22 protein-coding genes are annotated in these 17,510 nt (G+C 57.9%); 18 read left to right on the forward strand and 4 right to left on the reverse strand.

Going from position 1 to position 17,510, the window contains the following annotated elements:
* The first annotated feature begins 180 nt into the window (after positions 1–180).
* From C5P05_RS03100 to C5P05_RS03130, 7 genes are all read left to right on the forward strand, one after another.
* On the forward strand, positions 181–420 hold the full coding sequence (locus C5P05_RS03100) for a DUF6967 family protein (RefSeq protein WP_114968406.1): 240 nt from the start codon (positions 181–183) through the stop codon (positions 418–420).
* Entirely contained in the window at positions 417–1,031 is a 615-nt protein-coding gene (gene cas6 / locus C5P05_RS03105; protein WP_114968407.1) for a type I-MYXAN CRISPR-associated protein Cas6/Cmx6, read from the forward strand. Before C5P05_RS03100 ends, cas6 begins: the two co-directional genes overlap by 4 nt.
* A 38-nt stretch (positions 1,032–1,069) precedes the next feature.
* A complete protein-coding gene (locus tag C5P05_RS03110; protein WP_114968408.1) occupies positions 1,070–1,399 on the forward strand; it encodes a TusE/DsrC/DsvC family sulfur relay protein in 330 nt (109 codons plus the stop codon).
* 108 nt (positions 1,400–1,507) lie between these two features.
* Complete coding sequence (locus C5P05_RS03115) at positions 1,508–2,125, forward strand: hypothetical protein (protein WP_114968409.1); 618 nt, start codon at positions 1,508–1,510, stop codon at positions 2,123–2,125.
* A gap of 10 nt (positions 2,126–2,135) precedes the next feature.
* Positions 2,136–3,077 carry a TauD/TfdA family dioxygenase gene (locus C5P05_RS03120; protein ID WP_114968410.1) on the forward strand — a complete coding sequence of 314 codons (942 nt, stop codon included), beginning with the start codon at positions 2,136–2,138 and terminating at the stop codon, positions 3,075–3,077.
* Between the two features lie 43 nt (positions 3,078–3,120).
* Positions 3,121–4,596, forward strand: a complete 1,476-nt coding sequence (locus C5P05_RS03125; RefSeq protein ID WP_114968411.1) for a 2Fe-2S iron-sulfur cluster-binding protein — start codon at positions 3,121–3,123, stop codon at positions 4,594–4,596.
* Positions 4,597–4,626: 30 nt separating this feature from the next.
* On the forward strand, positions 4,627–5,004 hold the full coding sequence (locus C5P05_RS03130; protein ID WP_198674603.1) for a S24 family peptidase: 378 nt from the start codon (positions 4,627–4,629) through the stop codon (positions 5,002–5,004).
* A 9-nt stretch (positions 5,005–5,013) separates the two neighbouring features.
* On the opposite strand, the gene C5P05_RS03135 is transcribed toward C5P05_RS03130, so the two are convergent.
* From C5P05_RS03135 to C5P05_RS03150, 4 genes are all read right to left on the reverse strand, one after another.
* Positions 5,014–6,102: a YeeE/YedE family protein gene (locus tag C5P05_RS03135; protein ID WP_114968412.1), complete on the reverse strand. Its 1,089-nt coding sequence runs from the start codon at positions 6,100–6,102 to the stop codon at positions 5,014–5,016.
* An 8-nt stretch (positions 6,103–6,110) separates the two neighbouring features.
* A complete protein-coding gene (gene dsrE2, locus C5P05_RS03140) occupies positions 6,111–6,581 on the reverse strand; it encodes a sulfur carrier protein DsrE2 (protein WP_114968413.1) in 471 nt (156 codons plus the stop codon).
* Between the two features lie 34 nt (positions 6,582–6,615).
* On the reverse strand, positions 6,616–6,843 hold the full coding sequence (locus C5P05_RS03145; RefSeq protein ID WP_114968430.1) for a sulfurtransferase TusA family protein: 228 nt from the start codon (positions 6,841–6,843) through the stop codon (positions 6,616–6,618).
* A 309-nt stretch (positions 6,844–7,152) separates the two neighbouring features.
* Positions 7,153–7,470, reverse strand: a complete 318-nt coding sequence (locus C5P05_RS03150; protein WP_114968414.1) for a metal-sensitive transcriptional regulator — start codon at positions 7,468–7,470, stop codon at positions 7,153–7,155.
* A gap of 227 nt (positions 7,471–7,697) precedes the next feature.
* Here C5P05_RS03150 and C5P05_RS03155 point away from each other — a divergent pair, with 227 nt between their 5' ends.
* The 11 genes from C5P05_RS03155 to soxB all read left to right on the forward strand — a co-directional run bounded on the left by C5P05_RS03155 (position 7,698) and on the right by soxB (position 17,163).
* Positions 7,698–8,270 (forward strand): DUF302 domain-containing protein, encoded by a 573-nt coding sequence (locus tag C5P05_RS03155; RefSeq protein WP_114968415.1) that lies wholly within the window; start codon positions 7,698–7,700, stop codon positions 8,268–8,270.
* Between the two features lie 39 nt (positions 8,271–8,309).
* Complete coding sequence (locus C5P05_RS03160; protein WP_114968416.1) at positions 8,310–9,647, forward strand: OmpP1/FadL family transporter; 1,338 nt, start codon at positions 8,310–8,312, stop codon at positions 9,645–9,647.
* 44 nt (positions 9,648–9,691) lie between these two features.
* Complete coding sequence (locus C5P05_RS03165) at positions 9,692–10,009, forward strand: hypothetical protein (RefSeq protein ID WP_232834323.1); 318 nt, start codon at positions 9,692–9,694, stop codon at positions 10,007–10,009.
* Between the two features lie 106 nt (positions 10,010–10,115).
* The gene (locus tag C5P05_RS03170; RefSeq protein WP_114968417.1) at positions 10,116–10,418 is read left to right on the forward strand and encodes an ArsR/SmtB family transcription factor; all 303 of its coding nucleotides are present in this window, start codon (positions 10,116–10,118) and stop codon (positions 10,416–10,418) included.
* Positions 10,419–10,440: 22 nt separating this feature from the next.
* Complete coding sequence (soxC, locus tag C5P05_RS03175; protein ID WP_114968418.1) at positions 10,441–11,805, forward strand: sulfite dehydrogenase; 1,365 nt, start codon at positions 10,441–10,443, stop codon at positions 11,803–11,805.
* Positions 11,789–12,919, forward strand: coding sequence for a c-type cytochrome (locus tag C5P05_RS03180; RefSeq protein WP_114968419.1), 1,131 nt, complete (start codon positions 11,789–11,791; stop codon positions 12,917–12,919). The genes soxC and C5P05_RS03180 overlap by 17 nt, the downstream gene beginning before the upstream one ends.
* Before the next feature lie 63 nt (positions 12,920–12,982).
* The gene (soxY, locus tag C5P05_RS03185) at positions 12,983–13,438 is read left to right on the forward strand and encodes a thiosulfate oxidation carrier protein SoxY (RefSeq protein WP_114968420.1); all 456 of its coding nucleotides are present in this window, start codon (positions 12,983–12,985) and stop codon (positions 13,436–13,438) included.
* Between the two features lie 47 nt (positions 13,439–13,485).
* Positions 13,486–13,797 carry a thiosulfate oxidation carrier complex protein SoxZ gene (soxZ, locus tag C5P05_RS03190; RefSeq protein WP_198674604.1) on the forward strand — a complete coding sequence of 104 codons (312 nt, stop codon included), beginning with the start codon at positions 13,486–13,488 and terminating at the stop codon, positions 13,795–13,797.
* Positions 13,798–13,885: 88 nt separating this feature from the next.
* On the forward strand, positions 13,886–14,683 hold the full coding sequence (soxA, locus tag C5P05_RS03195; RefSeq protein ID WP_114968422.1) for a sulfur oxidation c-type cytochrome SoxA: 798 nt from the start codon (positions 13,886–13,888) through the stop codon (positions 14,681–14,683).
* Between the two features lie 18 nt (positions 14,684–14,701).
* Positions 14,702–15,358, forward strand: a complete 657-nt coding sequence (gene soxX, locus C5P05_RS03200; RefSeq protein WP_114968423.1) for a sulfur oxidation c-type cytochrome SoxX — start codon at positions 14,702–14,704, stop codon at positions 15,356–15,358.
* A gap of 71 nt (positions 15,359–15,429) precedes the next feature.
* Complete coding sequence (gene soxB / locus C5P05_RS03205; protein ID WP_114968424.1) at positions 15,430–17,163, forward strand: thiosulfohydrolase SoxB; 1,734 nt, start codon at positions 15,430–15,432, stop codon at positions 17,161–17,163.
* Positions 17,164–17,510 lie beyond the last annotated feature (347 nt).

A 17,510-nucleotide genomic window follows, 5' to 3' on the forward strand; every position in this document is an offset into this window, starting at 1 on the left:
ATTCCTGGCTGACGTGTGCCTCTTCGGGCCGGTTCACTGTCAACTCTGGGGTAGATCGTAGGGTCCGGCTACGGCGGGCGCTATCACCCTCGTTGATTATTTTGTGCTACCCATTAGGGCTATACATCCCCACCCGTGCCGGTAATAGACGGCACGGCCGCCATTGCGCCAAATAGCACCATGACGACCATTACTCCGCTTGAAAAACTGACCAGTCCCCTGGGCGGGCAAGTCATCGAGTTACAGCAACTGGACTATGACGCCGGCGGCATGAGCTTGCTGCGCACGCGTATCCGCGAAAAAAGCCGGTTCACCGTGTTTGAGATTGACCCCCAGACGGCGCGTCTTTGGGGCGAGGCCCTGCTGCGCTGGGCGCAGACGCAACCTCAGCCATTGCCGCAAGCGCAGGATCCGGCATGACGGCCTTGCAAGCCTTGGGTGATGCCACGGTGGACGCCGTGTTTCCCATCGAGGGGCAGGTCTTGGTACGCGATCATGCTCAGGCGCTACAGCAGGCCTTGTGCGCGAAGTTGCCTTGGCTGGAAGCGGACGCTTTGGCGGGAGTCCACCCCATCAAGCTGGTCCCTGGCACTGAGAATCACGCCCTGTTGTCCCGGCGAGCCCGCTTGCTGCTGCGGGTGGGCGCGTCGCGTTTGGGCGACTTGATGGCGGTGGCCCGTCTTGACCTTGGCGTGGATGGCCACCTCTTGCGCCTGGGCGTGCCGCACCTGCGCGAACTGCAGCCCCATGCCACTTTGTATGCCTACCGAGTGGCGGCCGACAGTGCGGACGAAATGTCCTTCATGGCGGCGGTGGATCGCGCGCTGGCGGAGTTGGAGATCAGCGGCGAGCGGGTTTGCGGCAAGCGCCAAGGCATGCTGGTATCTGGCGCTGTCCTCAACACCTTCAGCCTGATGCTGCACGCACTGCCACCGGAGCAGTCGTTGCGGCTGCAGCAGCATGGCCTGGGTCCTTACCGCTTGCTCGGCTGCGGGATCTTTGTGCCGCACAAGTCAGCAGCGGCCGTGTAGAAATTTTCTTTGGCAACCAGAAGAAGGAGACTGCAAAAATGGGCTACAACATCAACGGTGCAGAGCACGAGGCTGACGAGCAGGGCTTCCTGCTGGAGCCGATGTTTGATGACGAGGCGGTGCGCGTCATTGCGCAAGCGGAAAACATCGAGTTGACCGATGCGCACTGGGAGGTTGTGAACTACCTCCGCGACGAGTACCGCGAACACGGCCACACGCCGACCTTTCGCAACATGCTCAAGGGCATGACGGAAATACGGCCCGAAGTGGACAGCAAATACCTGTATGACCTGTTTCCCGTGGGGCCGGCCAAGCAGGGGCCCAAGGTGGCCGGATTACCCCAGCCACTTGGCAAGGGCGGCTATTGATGCCCCCACGCTTGTCACTGCGTGTACTGCGCTGCCCCCCAAGGGGGCTGGCCTTGCTTGGGGCGGCCCGGCGCGGCGGCCGGATTTCCGCACGTTCGCTGGTTTGATATGGCCAACATCAGAATCAAGAGTCAGTGGTTTCGTAACGGCGCCGCCAAAACGCCGCAGCAGACCGCCAGTGCGATGGCGTTCATCGCCTGGCGGGTGGCGCAGAACATGCTCAAGCAGATGCGATCGGCGCGTTTTGACATTGAGGTGGGGCCGCAATATTTTGCTTTCACGCGCGAAGTGTTGGTGTTTCTGACGCAGGTGCTGGATCGCATGGCCTTTGAGCGCATGGGGGGCGAGGGGCGCGCCGAGTTCATCACCGCACTGGTGCGGCGGGTGGCCGAGGTGCTGCAGGAAAACGAGGACACCCTGCTGGGCGCACCGCCTGCCGGGCAGCCCAGCCACTACGACGAATTCATCGTGCTGTTCAATGAACTGGCCGACCATTACGCCGACTTCGGCCATGGCCCTGACGGACCGGACTTTGCCTTTGTGCGCTACCTGGGCCATCGCGTCGAGGCGCTCATGCCGGAGAAAGACCAGCGCTGGGTCGTCGATCAGATCATGGCCACCGAAGTGCCCGAGGCCGTGCTTACCCTGCAGCGCGCCATGCAGGGCGTGCTGTCCACCGAACCCCGGGCGCCGCGGAGTTCCCGCGCAGCCAACACAGCCGACTGAGGCGAGAACCATGATGAATACCCCCTTCAATCTGGACAACCAAGCCGCCTACCGGCGCTGGCGTGATGCCAAGCGCGCCAGCCATCCGACCTGCGCGCAGGACCTGCTGGTGGATGTGGGCGACCCCCGTGCCTTGAGCGAGGCTGAACAAAATGCGCTGCTGCAACGCTGTGCCACGGCCAACATGGCTATCTACCGCAGCCCCCAACGCGGCGCGGATAAGAGTATTCCGCGCCGCGTGGGCGAACAATTGGGCCTGATCCGGCTGGATGCCAACTGGCTCGCGGATGAAGATGGTATTTCGCAGATTGCGGTGGCCGCCAGCGTGGGCGAGCGCACCGCCTTCATCCCCTACACCAACCGCCCCATCAAGTGGCACACGGATGGCTACTACCATCCGGCGTCCCGCCAGATCCGGGCCATGATTTTGCACTGCGTGCGCGCCGCAAGCGCGGGTGGCGAGACCGCCTTGATGGACCATGAAATGGCCTACATCGCCCTGCGCGAAGCCAACCCCGACTGGGTGCGCGCGCTGATGGCGCCGAACGCCATGACCATCCCCGAACGGCTGGATGAAGAGGGCATCGCCCGTGCCGCGCAGACCGGGCCCGTGTTCTCGGTGGATGAGCGCAGCGGCGCGCTGCACATGCGTTACACCGCGCGCACGCGCAGTGTGCTGTGGAAGGACGATGCGCCAACCCGTGCCGCCGTGGCGTTTCTGGCGCAGTTGCTGGCCAGCGACAGCCCACACGTTTTTCGCCTGACGCTGGCGCCCGGCATGGGACTGGTGTGCAACAACGTGCTGCACGACCGTGCGGGCTTTGTGGACGATCCCCTGCAAACACGGCTGTTGTACCGCGCCCGCTACCTGGACCGCATCGCTGCGCCCGCACTGGCCGTGGACGCCGATTTTCCTCGGAAATTTATAGAAAATAGGCTTCTAGCCCTCTGAAATAGGGCGCAAGCAGCTATTAAATATATAGCATAAAAACACCATGTCACATCAGCTTAGCGTTTGGCGCGCGGCCCAGTTGCTGGGCGTGGCGCGCGGGGTTTTGCAGCAGCAGGTGCGCAATGGCGCCCTGGCCCTGAATGACGGATTGGTCTCCACCGACGCCTTGCTGCAACTCTATCCAGACGCGCAACTGGAGGCCTCGGGTTTGCTGGAGCGCGTGGCACAAATCCGGGACGAGGCGTTTGGCAGACGGGTGCGTGAGCGCATGTTGCCTAGCCAGGAGGTCCTGGCGCAAAGGCTGTTTGCGCAAAGCCAGGAACTGGCTGACGTGCGCAAGCACCTGCAGCGCTACCACGCCCTGGTGATTGCGCTGCAAAAGCGCACACGGGAGCTCGTCGCCGAGCGTCCCGGCGACGCCGCATGGCGGGAACTGGAACAACAGCTGACCCAAGGCCTCGCACAGGCCCTGGCCACCGAGTCGGTCGATATGCTGGAAGTGATGGACGATATGCTCAAGATCATGACCGCACAGGTCACGGTGCGCCCGAGCGGGCACCAGTTTTCGGTGGAGGGGCATGCCAACCTGTTGCAGTCGGGTCTGCACTCCGGCCTCCGGCTGAACTACGGCTGCGGCAATGGCAGTTGCGGTATGTGCAAGGTGCGCGTGATCTCCGGCGAAGTCGTGAAGACCCAGCACTTCGACTACCCGCTGTCGGAAGCCGAAAAAGCGCAGGGCTACACGCTGATGTGCTGCCACACCGCCGCCAGCAGTGAACTCACGCTGGAGATGCTGGAGGCCAGCGGCCCGCAGGATATTCCCGAGCAGCAAATCGTGGCCCAGGTACGCGCGGTCAGCGAACTCGCGCCGGACACGCGCTTGCTGCATTTGCAGACCCCCCGCACGCATCGACTGCGCTTTCTCGCGGGGCAGTTAGTGCTGCTGGGCTGGACCCTGCCGGGCCGCGGCGATGCTCACACCACTTACCCGATTGCCAGTTGCCCGTGTGACGACCGCAATCTGCTCTTCTTCATCGCCCGTGACGAGTCCGATGAGCTGGCGCGACATCTGTTTGCGGGCGACATCCAGCCCGGCGTTGCCGTGACCGTGCTGGGGCCAACGGGTGAATTCGTGCTGGCCGACGGACATCGCCCGTTGGTCTTTGCCGCCTGCGACGCCGGCTTTGCCCCCATCAAGAGTTTGATCGAACATGCGCTGTCGCTGGATGTCGCGCCCGTGCTTTCGCTGTTCTGGCTGGCGACACGCAGCGACGGGCACTTTTCCAGTAACCAGTGTCGCGCTTGGTCCGAGGCGCTGGACCAGTTTGAATACGAGCTGGTGTCACATGCGGATGTGACGGTCGGCGCCCGGCAGATCGCCCAGGCGATGCGGGCCGACCTGTTCGATATTGATTGCGATTTTTATTTGGCTGGGCCATCGGAATTTATCAGCACACTGCACGATGAATTGCGCGCTGCGGGCGTGGCGGCGGCGCAAATATTTACCCAGGTGCTGTAGCGCAGCGTCACCCACCCTATGAATCTGCCCATGAATTCAACAGCGCCTCACGGGGCCACCTATGCCGATGCCTCACCTGCGGTGGAGGATGCGCCCATGCCCGACTGTGCGGGCGGCGAGTCCTTTGCGCTGATGGTGCTGGGTCACAGCATGGCGCCCGAGTTCCTGGAGGGCGAAATCATCATCATCGAGCCTGAAGGGCTGGCGAAAGACGGCTCTTTTGTGCTGGCGTGGCACAAGGAAGAATGGACGTTTAGACAGTTGCTGCGCGCGGGCACGGCCTGGGTGCTGCATCCGCTGAACCCGGCCTTTGGCGATGTCCCGCTGCCGGATGTGTCGGCCGTGCGTGGCGTCATCATTCAAAAGGCCTTGCCGGGGCGGCGTCGGGCCTCCAAACACTACATTTGAGGCGGCGTCTCAGCGCTGCTGCCACTTCATCGTGGCCACTGCACCGCCGACGATCCCTGCCAGCGCGACGAACGAGCCCAGCGCCAGCGTTGAGACACCGGACAAGCCCTGACCAATCGTGCAGCCGAGAGCCGTGACGCCACCGAAACCCATGAGCACTGCGCCGATCAACTGGGTGCGCAGATCCTCCAGCGAGGCGAAGCCTTCCCAGCGAAACTGGCGTGTGCCGATGGCATAGGCAAAGGAGCCCAGGACCACGCCGATCACCGAGGCGACACCAAAAGTCACCCGCATGGACTTGTCCGTCCACAACATCAGCAGCTCCAGGTTGTAGGCCGTCGGCGCCACAAAGCTCATGGACTCCAGCGTACGGGTGTTGGTGGCGAAATACACGGTCTCCAGCGTGTCGAGATTTTCGCCATGGCCCAAGCTCCCGGTGAGGTACCAGGCGGCGACGATCAGCAATCCGAGCACAGTCGATCCGATCACGTGGGGTAGATTGCCGCGAAAGCGTTTGTCCTTGAAGACGAACACCAGCAGACCCAGTCCGACCATTGCCACGGTAGCGAGCAGGGCGGTTTTATCGGGCAGACCGGTTAGCTGGGTTAGGACTTGGGGCAACGCCGGCGAAGATACGTCGATGGACACCGGATCCAGATAGCTGGCGCGCCACTGCCCAAACAGGCCCTTGAGCGTCATGTAGGCCGAAATCGCCAGAAACACAAGCACCACCAGCGAGCGCACGCTGCCCCCACCCAGGCGCACCAGGTTCTTGTTCGTGCAGCCCGCTGCAATCGTCATGCCCACGCCAAACAAGGCGCCTCCGAGTAGCAGGGATAGCCAGGGCAGAGCCGGGCGGTGATAGACGGATTTGGACAGGTCGATCAGCCCGAAGTAATACAGCAGGTTGGCACCCACCATGGCCACGGCAATGGTGAGCAACCACATGCGCATGCGACCCCAGTGGCCCATGTTGACGACATCCGAGATCGCCCCCATGGTGCAAAAATTGGTCTTGTTGGCGACCACGCCAAAGATAAAGGCCAGCAGGAAGCCGCCCCAGACGACCAGCGTGGCCGGATTGATTGTGTCAGCCATGGCCAGGGTCAGATAAAGAGGCAGACGTCGGATTCGCCGGCAAACTTCATGAAGGTGGCGGCCCCCCCGTACTCGATCTCCTTGATAAATTCGCTGGTCTCAAACTCAAACAGATCCACCGTCATCTGGCAAGCGACAAACTTGACTTCCGCCTCAAGACAGATGTCGCGCAGTTCCTGCAGCGACGCCACGCCCTTGGATTTCATCTTGTTCTTCATCATCATCGTTGCCATGGATTCCATGCCCGGCAGCATTTGCACCATCACCGGCATGGGCACCGGCATCGGCATGGCGGGATTGGCCAGCGGGCTGATCTTGATATCGTCCAGACTCTTGCGCAGCAATTGCAGGCCGTAGAAAGTAAAGAAAATCTGGACGTCCCAGCCCAGCGCTGCCGCCGTGGAGGCCAGGATGAATGGCGGATAGGCCATGTCCAGCGTGCCCTTGGTGGCGATCAGCGCCATTTTTTTTGTTGCCATGCGTGTGCTCCGGGGTGGATTGACAGTCTCTTTCTCAGGCCTTTTTGAGATAGAACACGAACTTGCTGTTTTCGCTACCTTGTTCCAGCAGCGCGTTGCCGGTCTGTTCGGCGAAGGCCGCCATGTCGCACACCGAGCCCGGATCGGTCGAGATGACGCGCAGCACCTGTCCGGAAATCATGTCGGACAGCGCCTTTTTGGTCTTTACGATGGGCAGCGGGCAGGCCAGGCCCGATGCGTCAAATTCCTTGTTGAATTCCATGTTTTGTCTCCGTTGGTTGGCTGATTGCAGCCGATTCATGTGGTGGAAAAGCACAAACTTGGCCATAGAAACGGCACTGTGCCCACTGCGCCTATTTTTGAATAGGCGTTGCGGTGCGTCTATCACCGCGAAGGGTAATTTCGAGTAGCCCAAATGGGTAGCTGGTTTTTATCCTTGTCACCGGAACGCCACGACCCCTTGTGACGCTGACGATCGCGGATTGAAGAAGACGCCGGAACCTTTGTCAGTCCGAGCCATTGGAGACGGGAGAGGGGGCGCCTCAGTCAAATTGCAGGCGGTACGCGCCGGTCATCCAAATTTTTCAAGCAGGCGGGCCGAGCGTTCTACTTCGAGAATGGCTTGCTCGTCAGTTTTGGATTCGTAGACGGCCTCCATCACAGAGCAGGCCATCATCCGGTAAAAAGCCTTGTCCATGGCCTTGCGCGCCGCAGACATTTGCAGAGCCACGTCTTCACACGGCCGCCCGCTCTGGATCATTTCGACCAATCCACGTACCTGTCCTTCGATTCGGCGCAAGCGGTTAACCACATCTTTTTGGTGATCAGCACGGTAGTCTGAAGCGGTGGTGAGAGGTGCAGGCTGGCTTGGAGTGCTTTTGGTTGCCATGGGAATCCATTGTTGCGATGGTTGAAATCCGTTCAGTTTGCCAGATCGCCGCGCTTGCCTGGCTCCTCCGGCTTTTTCATACCATACCCTGCATGGTATAGGGTTGTTCCTAGTGCCAGCGCTGAGTTTTTTGACGCATCATTGATTTACATCAGTAACGGAATTAAACATGTTGCTGTTGCTGGTTTCCGTATCGACGGAAATCACACTGAATCAAGGAATTTAAAGTGAACGTTTTGAAAAGTTATTTGAAATGGCTGCCCTTGCTGGTTGCTGTGTTTTTGACCGGCTGTGGCTCCATCAGTACGCTGGGCAAGCTGGAAGACGGCGCCGGTGCTGAAGCCAGCAAGATGTGGGACCGCTGGGTGGACAGCGGCGGCGACATTGCAGTGGCTACCACCTGGGAGCGCAAGGTCAAGGCTGGCGTGACGGTTGCCGATATCGAGTCGGTGTTCACCCAGATTTCGGCCGAACGCAATATGAAAGGCGTCGGCGAATTACCCCTGTCGAAGGAGCTCGAAGCGCGGACCGGCAAGAAACAAAAATTCCTCAAGGTCTATTCCTATTGCTCGCCTGAGACCGCACGCATGATGGTGGACTTCAGCCCGCACATGGGGGCCTATCTGCCTTGCCGCTTGACTGTCGTCGAGAAGGACGATGGCTTGTGGATCTACACCCTCAACATGGACATGATGGTCAAGATGGGTCGCAAGTTGCCTTCGCCTTTGAAAGAAGAAGCCTGGAAAGTGCGCGAAACCATTTACATCATGATGGATCGTGCCGCCAAGGGCGAGTTCTGACCGCTTCATCCTGAATAAAAGAATACTAGGAGACATTGGATGAACAAAAAAGAAACGGCAAAAGTGGTTCGTCAGCTGGCTGCGATTGCGGCTATGGCGGGCCCGATGACCGCGGCCATGGCCACCAACGGAATGCTGATGGAGGGCTACGGCCCGATCTCCACCGGCATGGGCGGTGCCGCCCAGAGTTTCGATAACGGTACCGGAGCCATGGCCCAAAATCCGGCAACGCTGGCGCTGATGCCTGATGGATCGCACCTTGATCTGGCCCTTGGATTTCTTGGCCCCAAGGTCACCAGCAGCGTGCCGGGCATGAGCGCTTCATCGGGCGGCACCTTGTACACGATGCCTGCTTTGGGCTACACGAAGCGCACGGGTGCGCTGACCTACGGTGTTGGCGTTTTTGCTCAGGGCGGCATGGGTACTGAATACGAAGCCAACTCCTTTATGGCGATGGGGTCCGGCGATCCGGTTCGCTCTGAACTTGGCGTGGGCAATGTCATCATCCCGCTGGCATATCAGGTGAATCCTGACGTAACCATTGGCGCTACTGTGGATTTCATCTGGGCAGGGTTGGACATGCTGATGGCGGCGGCGCCCGCCTCGGCGTTGGCCAGTATGGTGACCGGAGCAAGCGGGGGTATCGCTGGGGCGCTGGGAGGCTTGGCGGCGTCGCCAGGGGCGCCCTGGGCCCGTATCAATTTTTCTGACGACAACAAATTTACCGGTGCGGCAAAGGCAACGGGCTTTGGTGCCAAGATCGGTGCCACCTTCAATGTCAATAGAGAATGGCGCGTGGGCGCATCCTATCGGTTCAAGTCCATGCTGGACGATATGAAAACATCCACCAGTGCCGCCAGCATGACCGCTCCCGGCTTTGTTGACAACGGCAGCATTTCCGTCATTGACTTCCAGATGCCTGCGGTGCTGGCCGTCGGGGCAAGCTGGCAGGCGCAACCTTCCTTGTTGTTCGCGGCAGACATCAAATCCATCGGGTGGGCCGAGGTGATGAAAAGTTTCAAAATGCGCTATGACAGTGTCGGCATGGGCGGTTCAGTCAACTTTGAACTGCCCCAAAACTGGAAGGATCAAACGGTCTTGAACTTGGGGGTCGCCTGGAAAGCCAATGAGCAGGTGACACTGCGCGCCGGGTTGAATGTGGCCGACAACCCCATCCCGGATACCACGGTTAATCCCTTGTTCCCCGCGGTTGTGAAGAACCACGTGACCTTCGGCTTGGGTTACAAGTTCTCAACGGCTGGCGATTTCAATGCGTCTTTGACCATGGCTCCCGCCACCACCGTAACCAGCAGCGCTGGCGTGACGATCTCGCATGAGCAGATGAATCTTCAATTGATGTACAGCCATCGTTTCTAGTTCGAGGCTCTTCCAGTCCGTCGCCTAACAGAAAGCCCAGCCGCATGAAAAATATCACTTTTCTCACTTTATCAATGATGCTGTCGCCGCTGCTGGCTCAGGAGTTGCCGGCGCTTTACAAGGGCGCAGATATTAAGCTTGGAGAACGTCTCATTGCGGAGAACAAGTGCTCAGCCTGCCATCAGCAGAAGGTGGGCGGCGACGGAAGTGCCATTTACAAACCCGCCGGCCGCGTGAATTCGCCGGGCGTTTTGCGTGGCATGGTGGAGTCGTGCAATACCGAACTTAACCTTGGGCTTTTCCCTGAAGAAGTCACATCGATCGCGGCGGTTCTGAACCGTGATCACTACCAGTTCAAGTAGTTTTTGCCAATGTTTCAGATCAATTGGACCGCCCTTAGTGCAAACCCCTACAGCATTAATTCGTTTATTTGTTATATTCGTGAATGTGGATATATGAATGTAAAGAATGAAAGAAAAAGCACTTGAAGAAACATCGTCATCTGTCTTTGAAAGAGCTGGTGAGTTGTTTGCAGTGCTGTCAACGCCCATCCGGCTGCGCATCATTTGTGCGTTGTGTGTGGGTGAAAAAAATGTTTCTCATTTGATGGATGAAATCGCTGTCTCGCAGCCCAGCATGTCCCGGCATCTGAACGTGCTGTATCGGGCGGGTGTGGTGGCTAAGCGGCGAAGCGGGGCGCAGGTGTTTTATCGCATTGCTGAAGACTCAGTGGTGCTCATACGTACGGCGGTCTGTTCGCAGGCCCAATGAATTCGTTAATGGAGATTGTGTAATGCAAGATGACGTGAGTTCGGGGAGGGTCCGAAAGGCCCCCGAGAATTTTTTAAACCGGGATGGCATCAAGGCTGTTTTGGCGGAGGCTAAGAATGGCCGCCGCGACTTCATCCGAAGCGCATTTGCCGCGGCGGCGGCCGGCCTTGCGGTGCCTGCTGCGATGGCGCAGGGGAATCCCGTTCCTACCGAAGGCGGTGATCCCAATATTCTGAACTTGCCTGAGCACAGCAAGGCTTTGGGTCAAGGTGTGGCTTCTGATGGCAGCTACGGCAAGCCCTCTCAATTCGAAGCCAATGTTCAGCGTCGTCAAAGTCCGGGGCTGACCCAGACGACACAGGCTTCGGTGTCGTTTGCGCCGCTGCAATCGTTGTTTGGCATTGTCACACCCAGCGGGTTGCACTTCGAGCGTCACCACCAGGGCTGGTGGGATATTGATCCGTCGAAGCATCGTTTCATGATCAATGGCATGGTGAAGTCGCCCAAGGTCTTCACCTTGGACGAAATCATGCGCTTGCCCTCGGTGTCGCGCTTTCACTTTATCGAGTGCGGTGCCAACACGGCGGTGGAGTGGGGCAATGTGGCCGTGCCCACGGCCCAGTACACGCACGGCATGATTTCATGCAGCGAGTTCACCGGTGTGCCACTTATTACCTTGCTAGAGTTGGCGGGCGCCGATCTCAAAAATGGCAAGTTTGTATTGGCAGAGGGTGCTGACGGATCTTCCATGACGCGCACCATCCCCATGAGCCTGATCAAGTCCGGCGAAGTGTTTGTGGCCTACGGGCAAAACGGCGAAATGCTGCGCCCCGAGCAAGGCTACCCGCTGCGTCTGATTGTTCCGGGCATACAGGGTGTGAGCTGGGTGAAGTATCTGCGACGCATCGAAGTCGGTGATATGCCTTATGCCGCCAAGGACGAGGCGGTTCATTACATTGATTTGCAGCCCGATGGCTTGCAGCGTCAGTACACCAGCATCCAGGAATGCAAAAGTGTGGTGACCACGCCCTCTGGCGGGCAGGTGTTGCTGGACAAAGGTTTTTACAACATTACCGGTCTGGCTTGGTCGGGTCGTGGCAAGGTCAAAAAAGTGGATGTGTCGGTGGATGGTGGCCGCAACTGGCGCACTGCCAGGCTGGAGACGCCGGTGCTTTCCAAGGCCTTGACGCGTTTTAACCTGGACTGGGTGTGGGACGGCAAGTCGGCCATTATTCAGAGCCGCGCCACGGATGATACGGGCTTTGTGCAGTCCAATTACAAGCAGCTTCGTGCCGTGCGCGGTACTCGCTCGATTTATCACAACAACGCCATTCAGTCATGGTTGGTGCAAGAAAACGGCGAGGTGAAAAATGTTCAGGTTTCGTAAAGTAGTTTTGGCAAGTGCCATGCTCGCGTTAGCGGGTCTCGCAGGCGCGCAATCCACCAGCAATTACCCGGGTGTTGGCCGCGCGGCGACGCCCAAAGAAGTGGCTGCATGGGATATCGATGTGCGGCCTGACTTCAAGGGTCTGCCAGCAGGTTCGGGCACGGTGGCCAAGGGGCAAGATGTATGGGAGGGAAAATGCGCCCAGTGTCACGGCATTTTTGGTGAGTCAGGTGAGGTGTTTAGCCCGCTGGTTGGCGGTGTAACCCCAGACGACATCAAGAAGGGTCGAGTCGCAAATCTGATTAATCCGGGCTACCCTGGCCGCACGACCTTGATGAAAGTCCCGACATTGTCGACACTTTGGGATTACATCAATCGCGCCATGCCATGGACTGCTCCGAAGTCGTTGACGACTGAAGAAGTTTATTCAGTGACGGCATTTTTGTTGAACCTCAGTGGCGTTGTTCCTGACAACTTTACACTGTCCGACAAGAACATCCGTGAAGTGCAGGATCGCATGCCAAATCGCAATGGCATGACGACCCAGCACAATCTGTGGCCAGGTAAAGAGTTTGGCGGCGCCAAAAAGTCTGACACCGGCAATGTGGCGTGCATGAAGGACTGTGCACCGGAGCCGAAAGTGGCATCCTTCCTGCCCGACTTTGCGCGCAATGCACACGGCAACCTGGCTGAGCAGAACCGGCCAGTGGGAGCCCAGCATGGCGTGGACACTACGCGCCCCGAGGTCAAGGCAGGCGATGTTGTCCCTGCGCCTGTCGCAGCTCCTGCGGCCGCCGCTGCAGCGCAGGCCGGTGCGCAAGCCAAGCCAGCAACTGCTTTCAAGGTTGACGCATCGGGTGCGGACAACAAGGCTGCGCTGGCGCTGACGCAAAAGAACAACTGCACGGCTTGCCATGCTGTGGACAAGAAGATACTTGGCCCCAGTTTCATGGACATTGCAAAGAAGCATGCCGGCAAGACGGACTACCTGACCGGAAAAATAAAGTCGGGCGGCGCAGGCGTATGGGGCCCGATACCCATGCCGGCTCAGACCTTGACGGACGGGGAAGCGAAGACGGTTGCAGTCTGGTTGGCCTCGGGTGCCGGAAGGTAGGGTATTTGCGAATTCATTCGCATCAATTTTTTCATTAGCATTGACTTAACTAAGGAGATTCACATGCAAACTCGTCGCGAGACACTCAAACGAAGCGCCCTTGTGGCAGGCCTGTTGGCCTCCACGGGCCTGTTCCCTCAGTACGCTTTTGCCTACGATAAGGCTGCCTTTGAAGCAAAGAGCCTGGCTGACGTGCTCAAGGCGCTGGGCGCTGGTGCACCGGTCGAAAGCAAGGATGTGCTCATCGGCGGTCCTGACATCGCTGAAAACGGTGCGGTGGTACCACTTACTGCCAGCACCACATTAGGCGGCGTCAAACAGATTCTGATCCTGGTTGAGAAGAACCCGGCTGCCTTGGTGGCTCAGTTCAACGTAACTGACAGTGTGGACGCCAGCTTCGCCACACGGTCCAAGATGGGGCAGTCATCCGATGTTTATGCCGTCGCCGTGATGGCTGATGGCAAGGCTTTTTTTGCGAAAAAAGAAGTCAAGGTCACGCTCGGTGGTTGTGGCGGTTAATCACACCCCAGTCATTTTTTCAATTCATTTGATATCAGGAGTTAATCATGGCAGATCCAATGCGCATTCGCGCCCAAGTAGCCGGCGACAAAGCAACCGTTCGTGTTTTGATGAGTCACGAAATGGAATCCGGTCAACGCAAGGATTCGGCGGGAAAAATTGTTCCCGCCTGGTTCATCCAGGAGGTGACGGCGACGCATAACGGCAAGGTCATTTTGACGGCCGATTGGGGACCGGCGGTTTCCAAGAATCCGTTTCTCCAGTTCGTCGTCAAGGGCGCCAAGGCTGGCGACAAGATCGGAGTGACCTGGAAAGACACCAAGGGCGAGACCCGTACCGACGAAGCTACCGCATCTTGACTTGGACGAATCTTTCAAAAAATGGTGGGGCTTGCTTCGCCTTTTTTGCTACCGGAAATTTCCAAAACTACAAGAGGTGACTATGAGAATGAATAAAGCTGTTTCGATGTTTGCACTAGGTAGCTTGGTAACTACGGTTGCATTGGCGCAGAAGTCTGCGGTCCAAAGCATCGAGGAATACCGCGCTATGTTGCAGGATGGCAATCCGGCGGAACTATTTGAGGCCAAGGGCGAAGATTTGTGGAAGCAAAAACGTGGTCCGAAAAACACCTCGTTGGAGAAATGCGATCTGGGCAAAGGCCCTGGCGTGGTCAAAGGTGTGTTTGTGGAGCTTCCGCGCCACTTTGCTGATACCCGGAAGGTTCAGGATCTGGAGTCGCGTCTATTGACCTGCATGGAAACGCTCCAGGGGTTCAATGCCGCTGAGATCGCTAAAACGCCTTTTGGTAAAGGCGAACAGATCAACCTGACAGCGCTCGCCACCTGGATTTCGGCCGAATCCAAGGGCATGAAGTTCAGTCTTTCGCAGTCCCATACCCAAGAGAAAGTATTTTTCGAAGTGGGCAAACGGCTGTTTTTCCAGCGTGGTGGTCCGCATGATTTTTCTTGTGCATCGTGCCATGGGCAAGACAATACCCGCATCCGTCTGCAAGACCTGCCCAACTTGACTAAAAACCCAGGCGATGGCATCGGCTTTGCTGCCTGGCCCGCCTACCGCGTTTCCAATGGCCAGATGTGGGGCATGCAGCAACGCCTGAACGATTGCTACCGCCAACAGCGCTTTCCATACCCTGGTTTTGCCAGCGACGCTACCGTGGCACTAGGTGTTTACCTCGGTGTTAACAGTGCGGGTTCTGCGTCTGTTGCCCCGGCCCTCAAGCGCTGATCAAGCAGGAGAAACCTCATGAAAACGCAATACAAAATCACCTTGTGCCTGCTGGCTGTCGCTGCTGTGGTCGCTGGCTGCACCACAACTCCTGGTCCTGTCAATCTGGATAAACTGACCTCTGACATCGTCAAGGCTTCCTTCCGTGATGAGGGCATTGTGAAGGTGTCTGTGCTCGACACAGACGATACCAATCGTGCGTGCAGCGCTGCCGACGTGGCTGGCAAGCCGCTCGACGAAACAACGGCCAGAGCCATTGAGGCTGAAAATTTGAAAAGTATCAAGTGGCCGACTGCGGGCAAGTTCCTCGGTGATTGGAAAGAGGGCGAAAAAATCGCACAGAGCGGGCGTGGCTTGACCTACACCGATGACGCCAAAATGCCCAACGGCGGTAACTGCTACAACTGCCACCAGATCGACAAGAAGGAAATTTCCTTCGGGACGATTGGCCCCAGTCTTTACAACTACGGCAAGTTGCGCGGCGTGACTGATGATCCAAACAGCGCAGCTTCCAAGGCCATTGTTGAATATACATGGGGGAAGATTTGGAATGCCAAAGCCTACAACGCGTGTTCCAACATGCCGCGCGCCGGTCACATGGGAATCCTGACTGAAGCTCAGGTGGCGCACGTCGTGGCACTGCTGGTAGATCCGAAGTCTCCGGTCAATCAATAAGCCGGACCGGCTTTGCTTTAACCCGGCCAGCCCGGGTTTGTTTCGATTTTTTAATTCAGTGATTCCAAAAAATGAATTTGACCAAACGCGAATTTTTTCAAGTGCTGGGCGCAGGCACCATGGCTGGCATGGGTCTGGGCACATACGCTGAAGCCGATGCGGCCACGGCCGCCAATGGTCTGTACGACATTCCAAAATTCGGCAATGTATCGTTTCTGCACATGACCGACTGCCACGCGCAGCTCAAGCCAATCCATTTTCGTGAACCCAGCATCAACCTTGGCATTGGGTCAATGCGAGGCAATCTTCCACACTTGGTGGGTGAGCATTTGCTGAAGGTTTCCAAAGTGCGTCCAGGCACCGCTGAAGCACATGCGTTGAGTTACCTTGACTACGAGAAGGCTGCGCGTCGTTATGGCAAGGTTGGCGGTTTTGCTCACTTGGCAACACTGGTCAAACGCATGAAGGCCAGTCGGCCCGGCGCACTACTGCTGGATGGTGGCGACACTTGGCAGGGCTCGGGGACGGCGTTATGGACCAATGGGCAAGACATGGTTGATGCCTGCAAACTGCTGGGCGTGGACGTCATGACCGGGCACTGGGAATTTACACTGGGCATGGAGCGGGTGAAGGAAATCATCGAGAAAGACTTCAAGGGCAAGGTTGATTTTGTGGCGCAAAACGTCAAGACCAATGATTTTGGTGACCCGGTGTTCAAACCCTATGTAATCCGTGAAATCAACGGCGTGCCTTGCGCCATCATCGGGCAGGCTTTTCCATACACCCCGATTGCAAACCCTCGTTACATGGTGGCCGACTGGGCCTTTGGCATCCAGGACGACAACATGCAGAAGATGGTGGATGAGGCGCGGAACAAAGGCGCACAGGTCGTTGTCGTCTTGAGTCACAACGGCATGGATGTGGACCTGAAGATGGCCAGCAGGGTCAGCGGCATCGATGCCATCATGGGGGGGCACACCCACGACGGCATGCCCGTGGCATCCATTGTGAGTAACAAGGGCGGCAAGACCATCGTCACCAACGCCGGCTCTAACAGTAAATTCCTGGGCGTGATTGACTTTGACGTCAAGGACAAAAAAGTTGCTGACTTCCGCTACAAGTTGCTGCCGGTGTTTGCCAACATGCTGCCCGCTGATGAGGAGATGGACGCACTCATCACCAAGATCCGCGCGCCTTATGAGGGGAAATTGGCCGAGAAACTCGCTATTACCGAAGGCACGCTGTACCGTCGGGGTAACTTCAACGGCACCGGTGACCAATTGCTGGTGGACGCGCTAATGGATGTGCAGGGCGCAGAGATTGCTTTTTCGCCCGGTTTTCGCTGGGGTACCACGCTACTGCCAGGCCAGGCCATCACTCGAGAGTGGTTAATGGACATGACGGCCACCACTTACTCATATGCCACCGTTTCCGAGATGAGCGGCGACACCATCAAGACTGTGCTAGAGGATGTGTGCGACAACCTGTTCAACCCCGATCCGTATTACCAGCAGGGCGGCGACATGGTGCGCGTGGGCGGTCTGCAGTACAGCTGCAACCCGCTGGGCACCATGGGCAACCGAATTGGCGACCTGCGCCTGGGAGGCAAGCTGATCGAAGCCAGTAAGAAATACAAAGTGGCTGGTTGGGCGCCAGTGGCCGAAGAGGCCAAGACCGCTGGCAATCCGCTGGTGTGGGACGTGGTGGAAACCTGGCTCAAGGCCCGTGGTGGTAAGGTTTCGGCACGCAAGCTCAATGCACCCAAGATAACGGGCGGGCTGCCCAATCCGGGTTTTGTGGCTTGACTTGACTGGTTGACAATTAAATGAAACAGGGCTTCTACGATTGTTGGTTGAGTCCGAGGATCACTCGGCGGATTGTGAACTGGCTCCAGTAGGAGTGCCAATAGGAATATGTCATATCCAAGGCCGCGTATGAATTGGCGGGTCCGCTCCAAGTGAGTGGCGGCTGGGTGGTGATGGGACGCGGTTGGGGGGAGCTGCCTTTGGCCTCCGAAAGAACTGGCTCTGTCAGCGCGGGCGAAAACAGTTCGCAAAAGCCGGATAAAACGTGCCATAATTCGAGGCTGCACTGATGAAGCGCAGGCAAATTCGCAGGGTGTGCAGCAATGCAAATCCGATTGAAGTGCAGC

Origin of the sequence: Rhodoferax ferrireducens (assembly GCF_003347515.1) — a bacterium.
In the GTDB taxonomy this organism is placed as follows: Bacteria; Pseudomonadota; Gammaproteobacteria; order Burkholderiales; family Burkholderiaceae_C; genus Rhodoferax.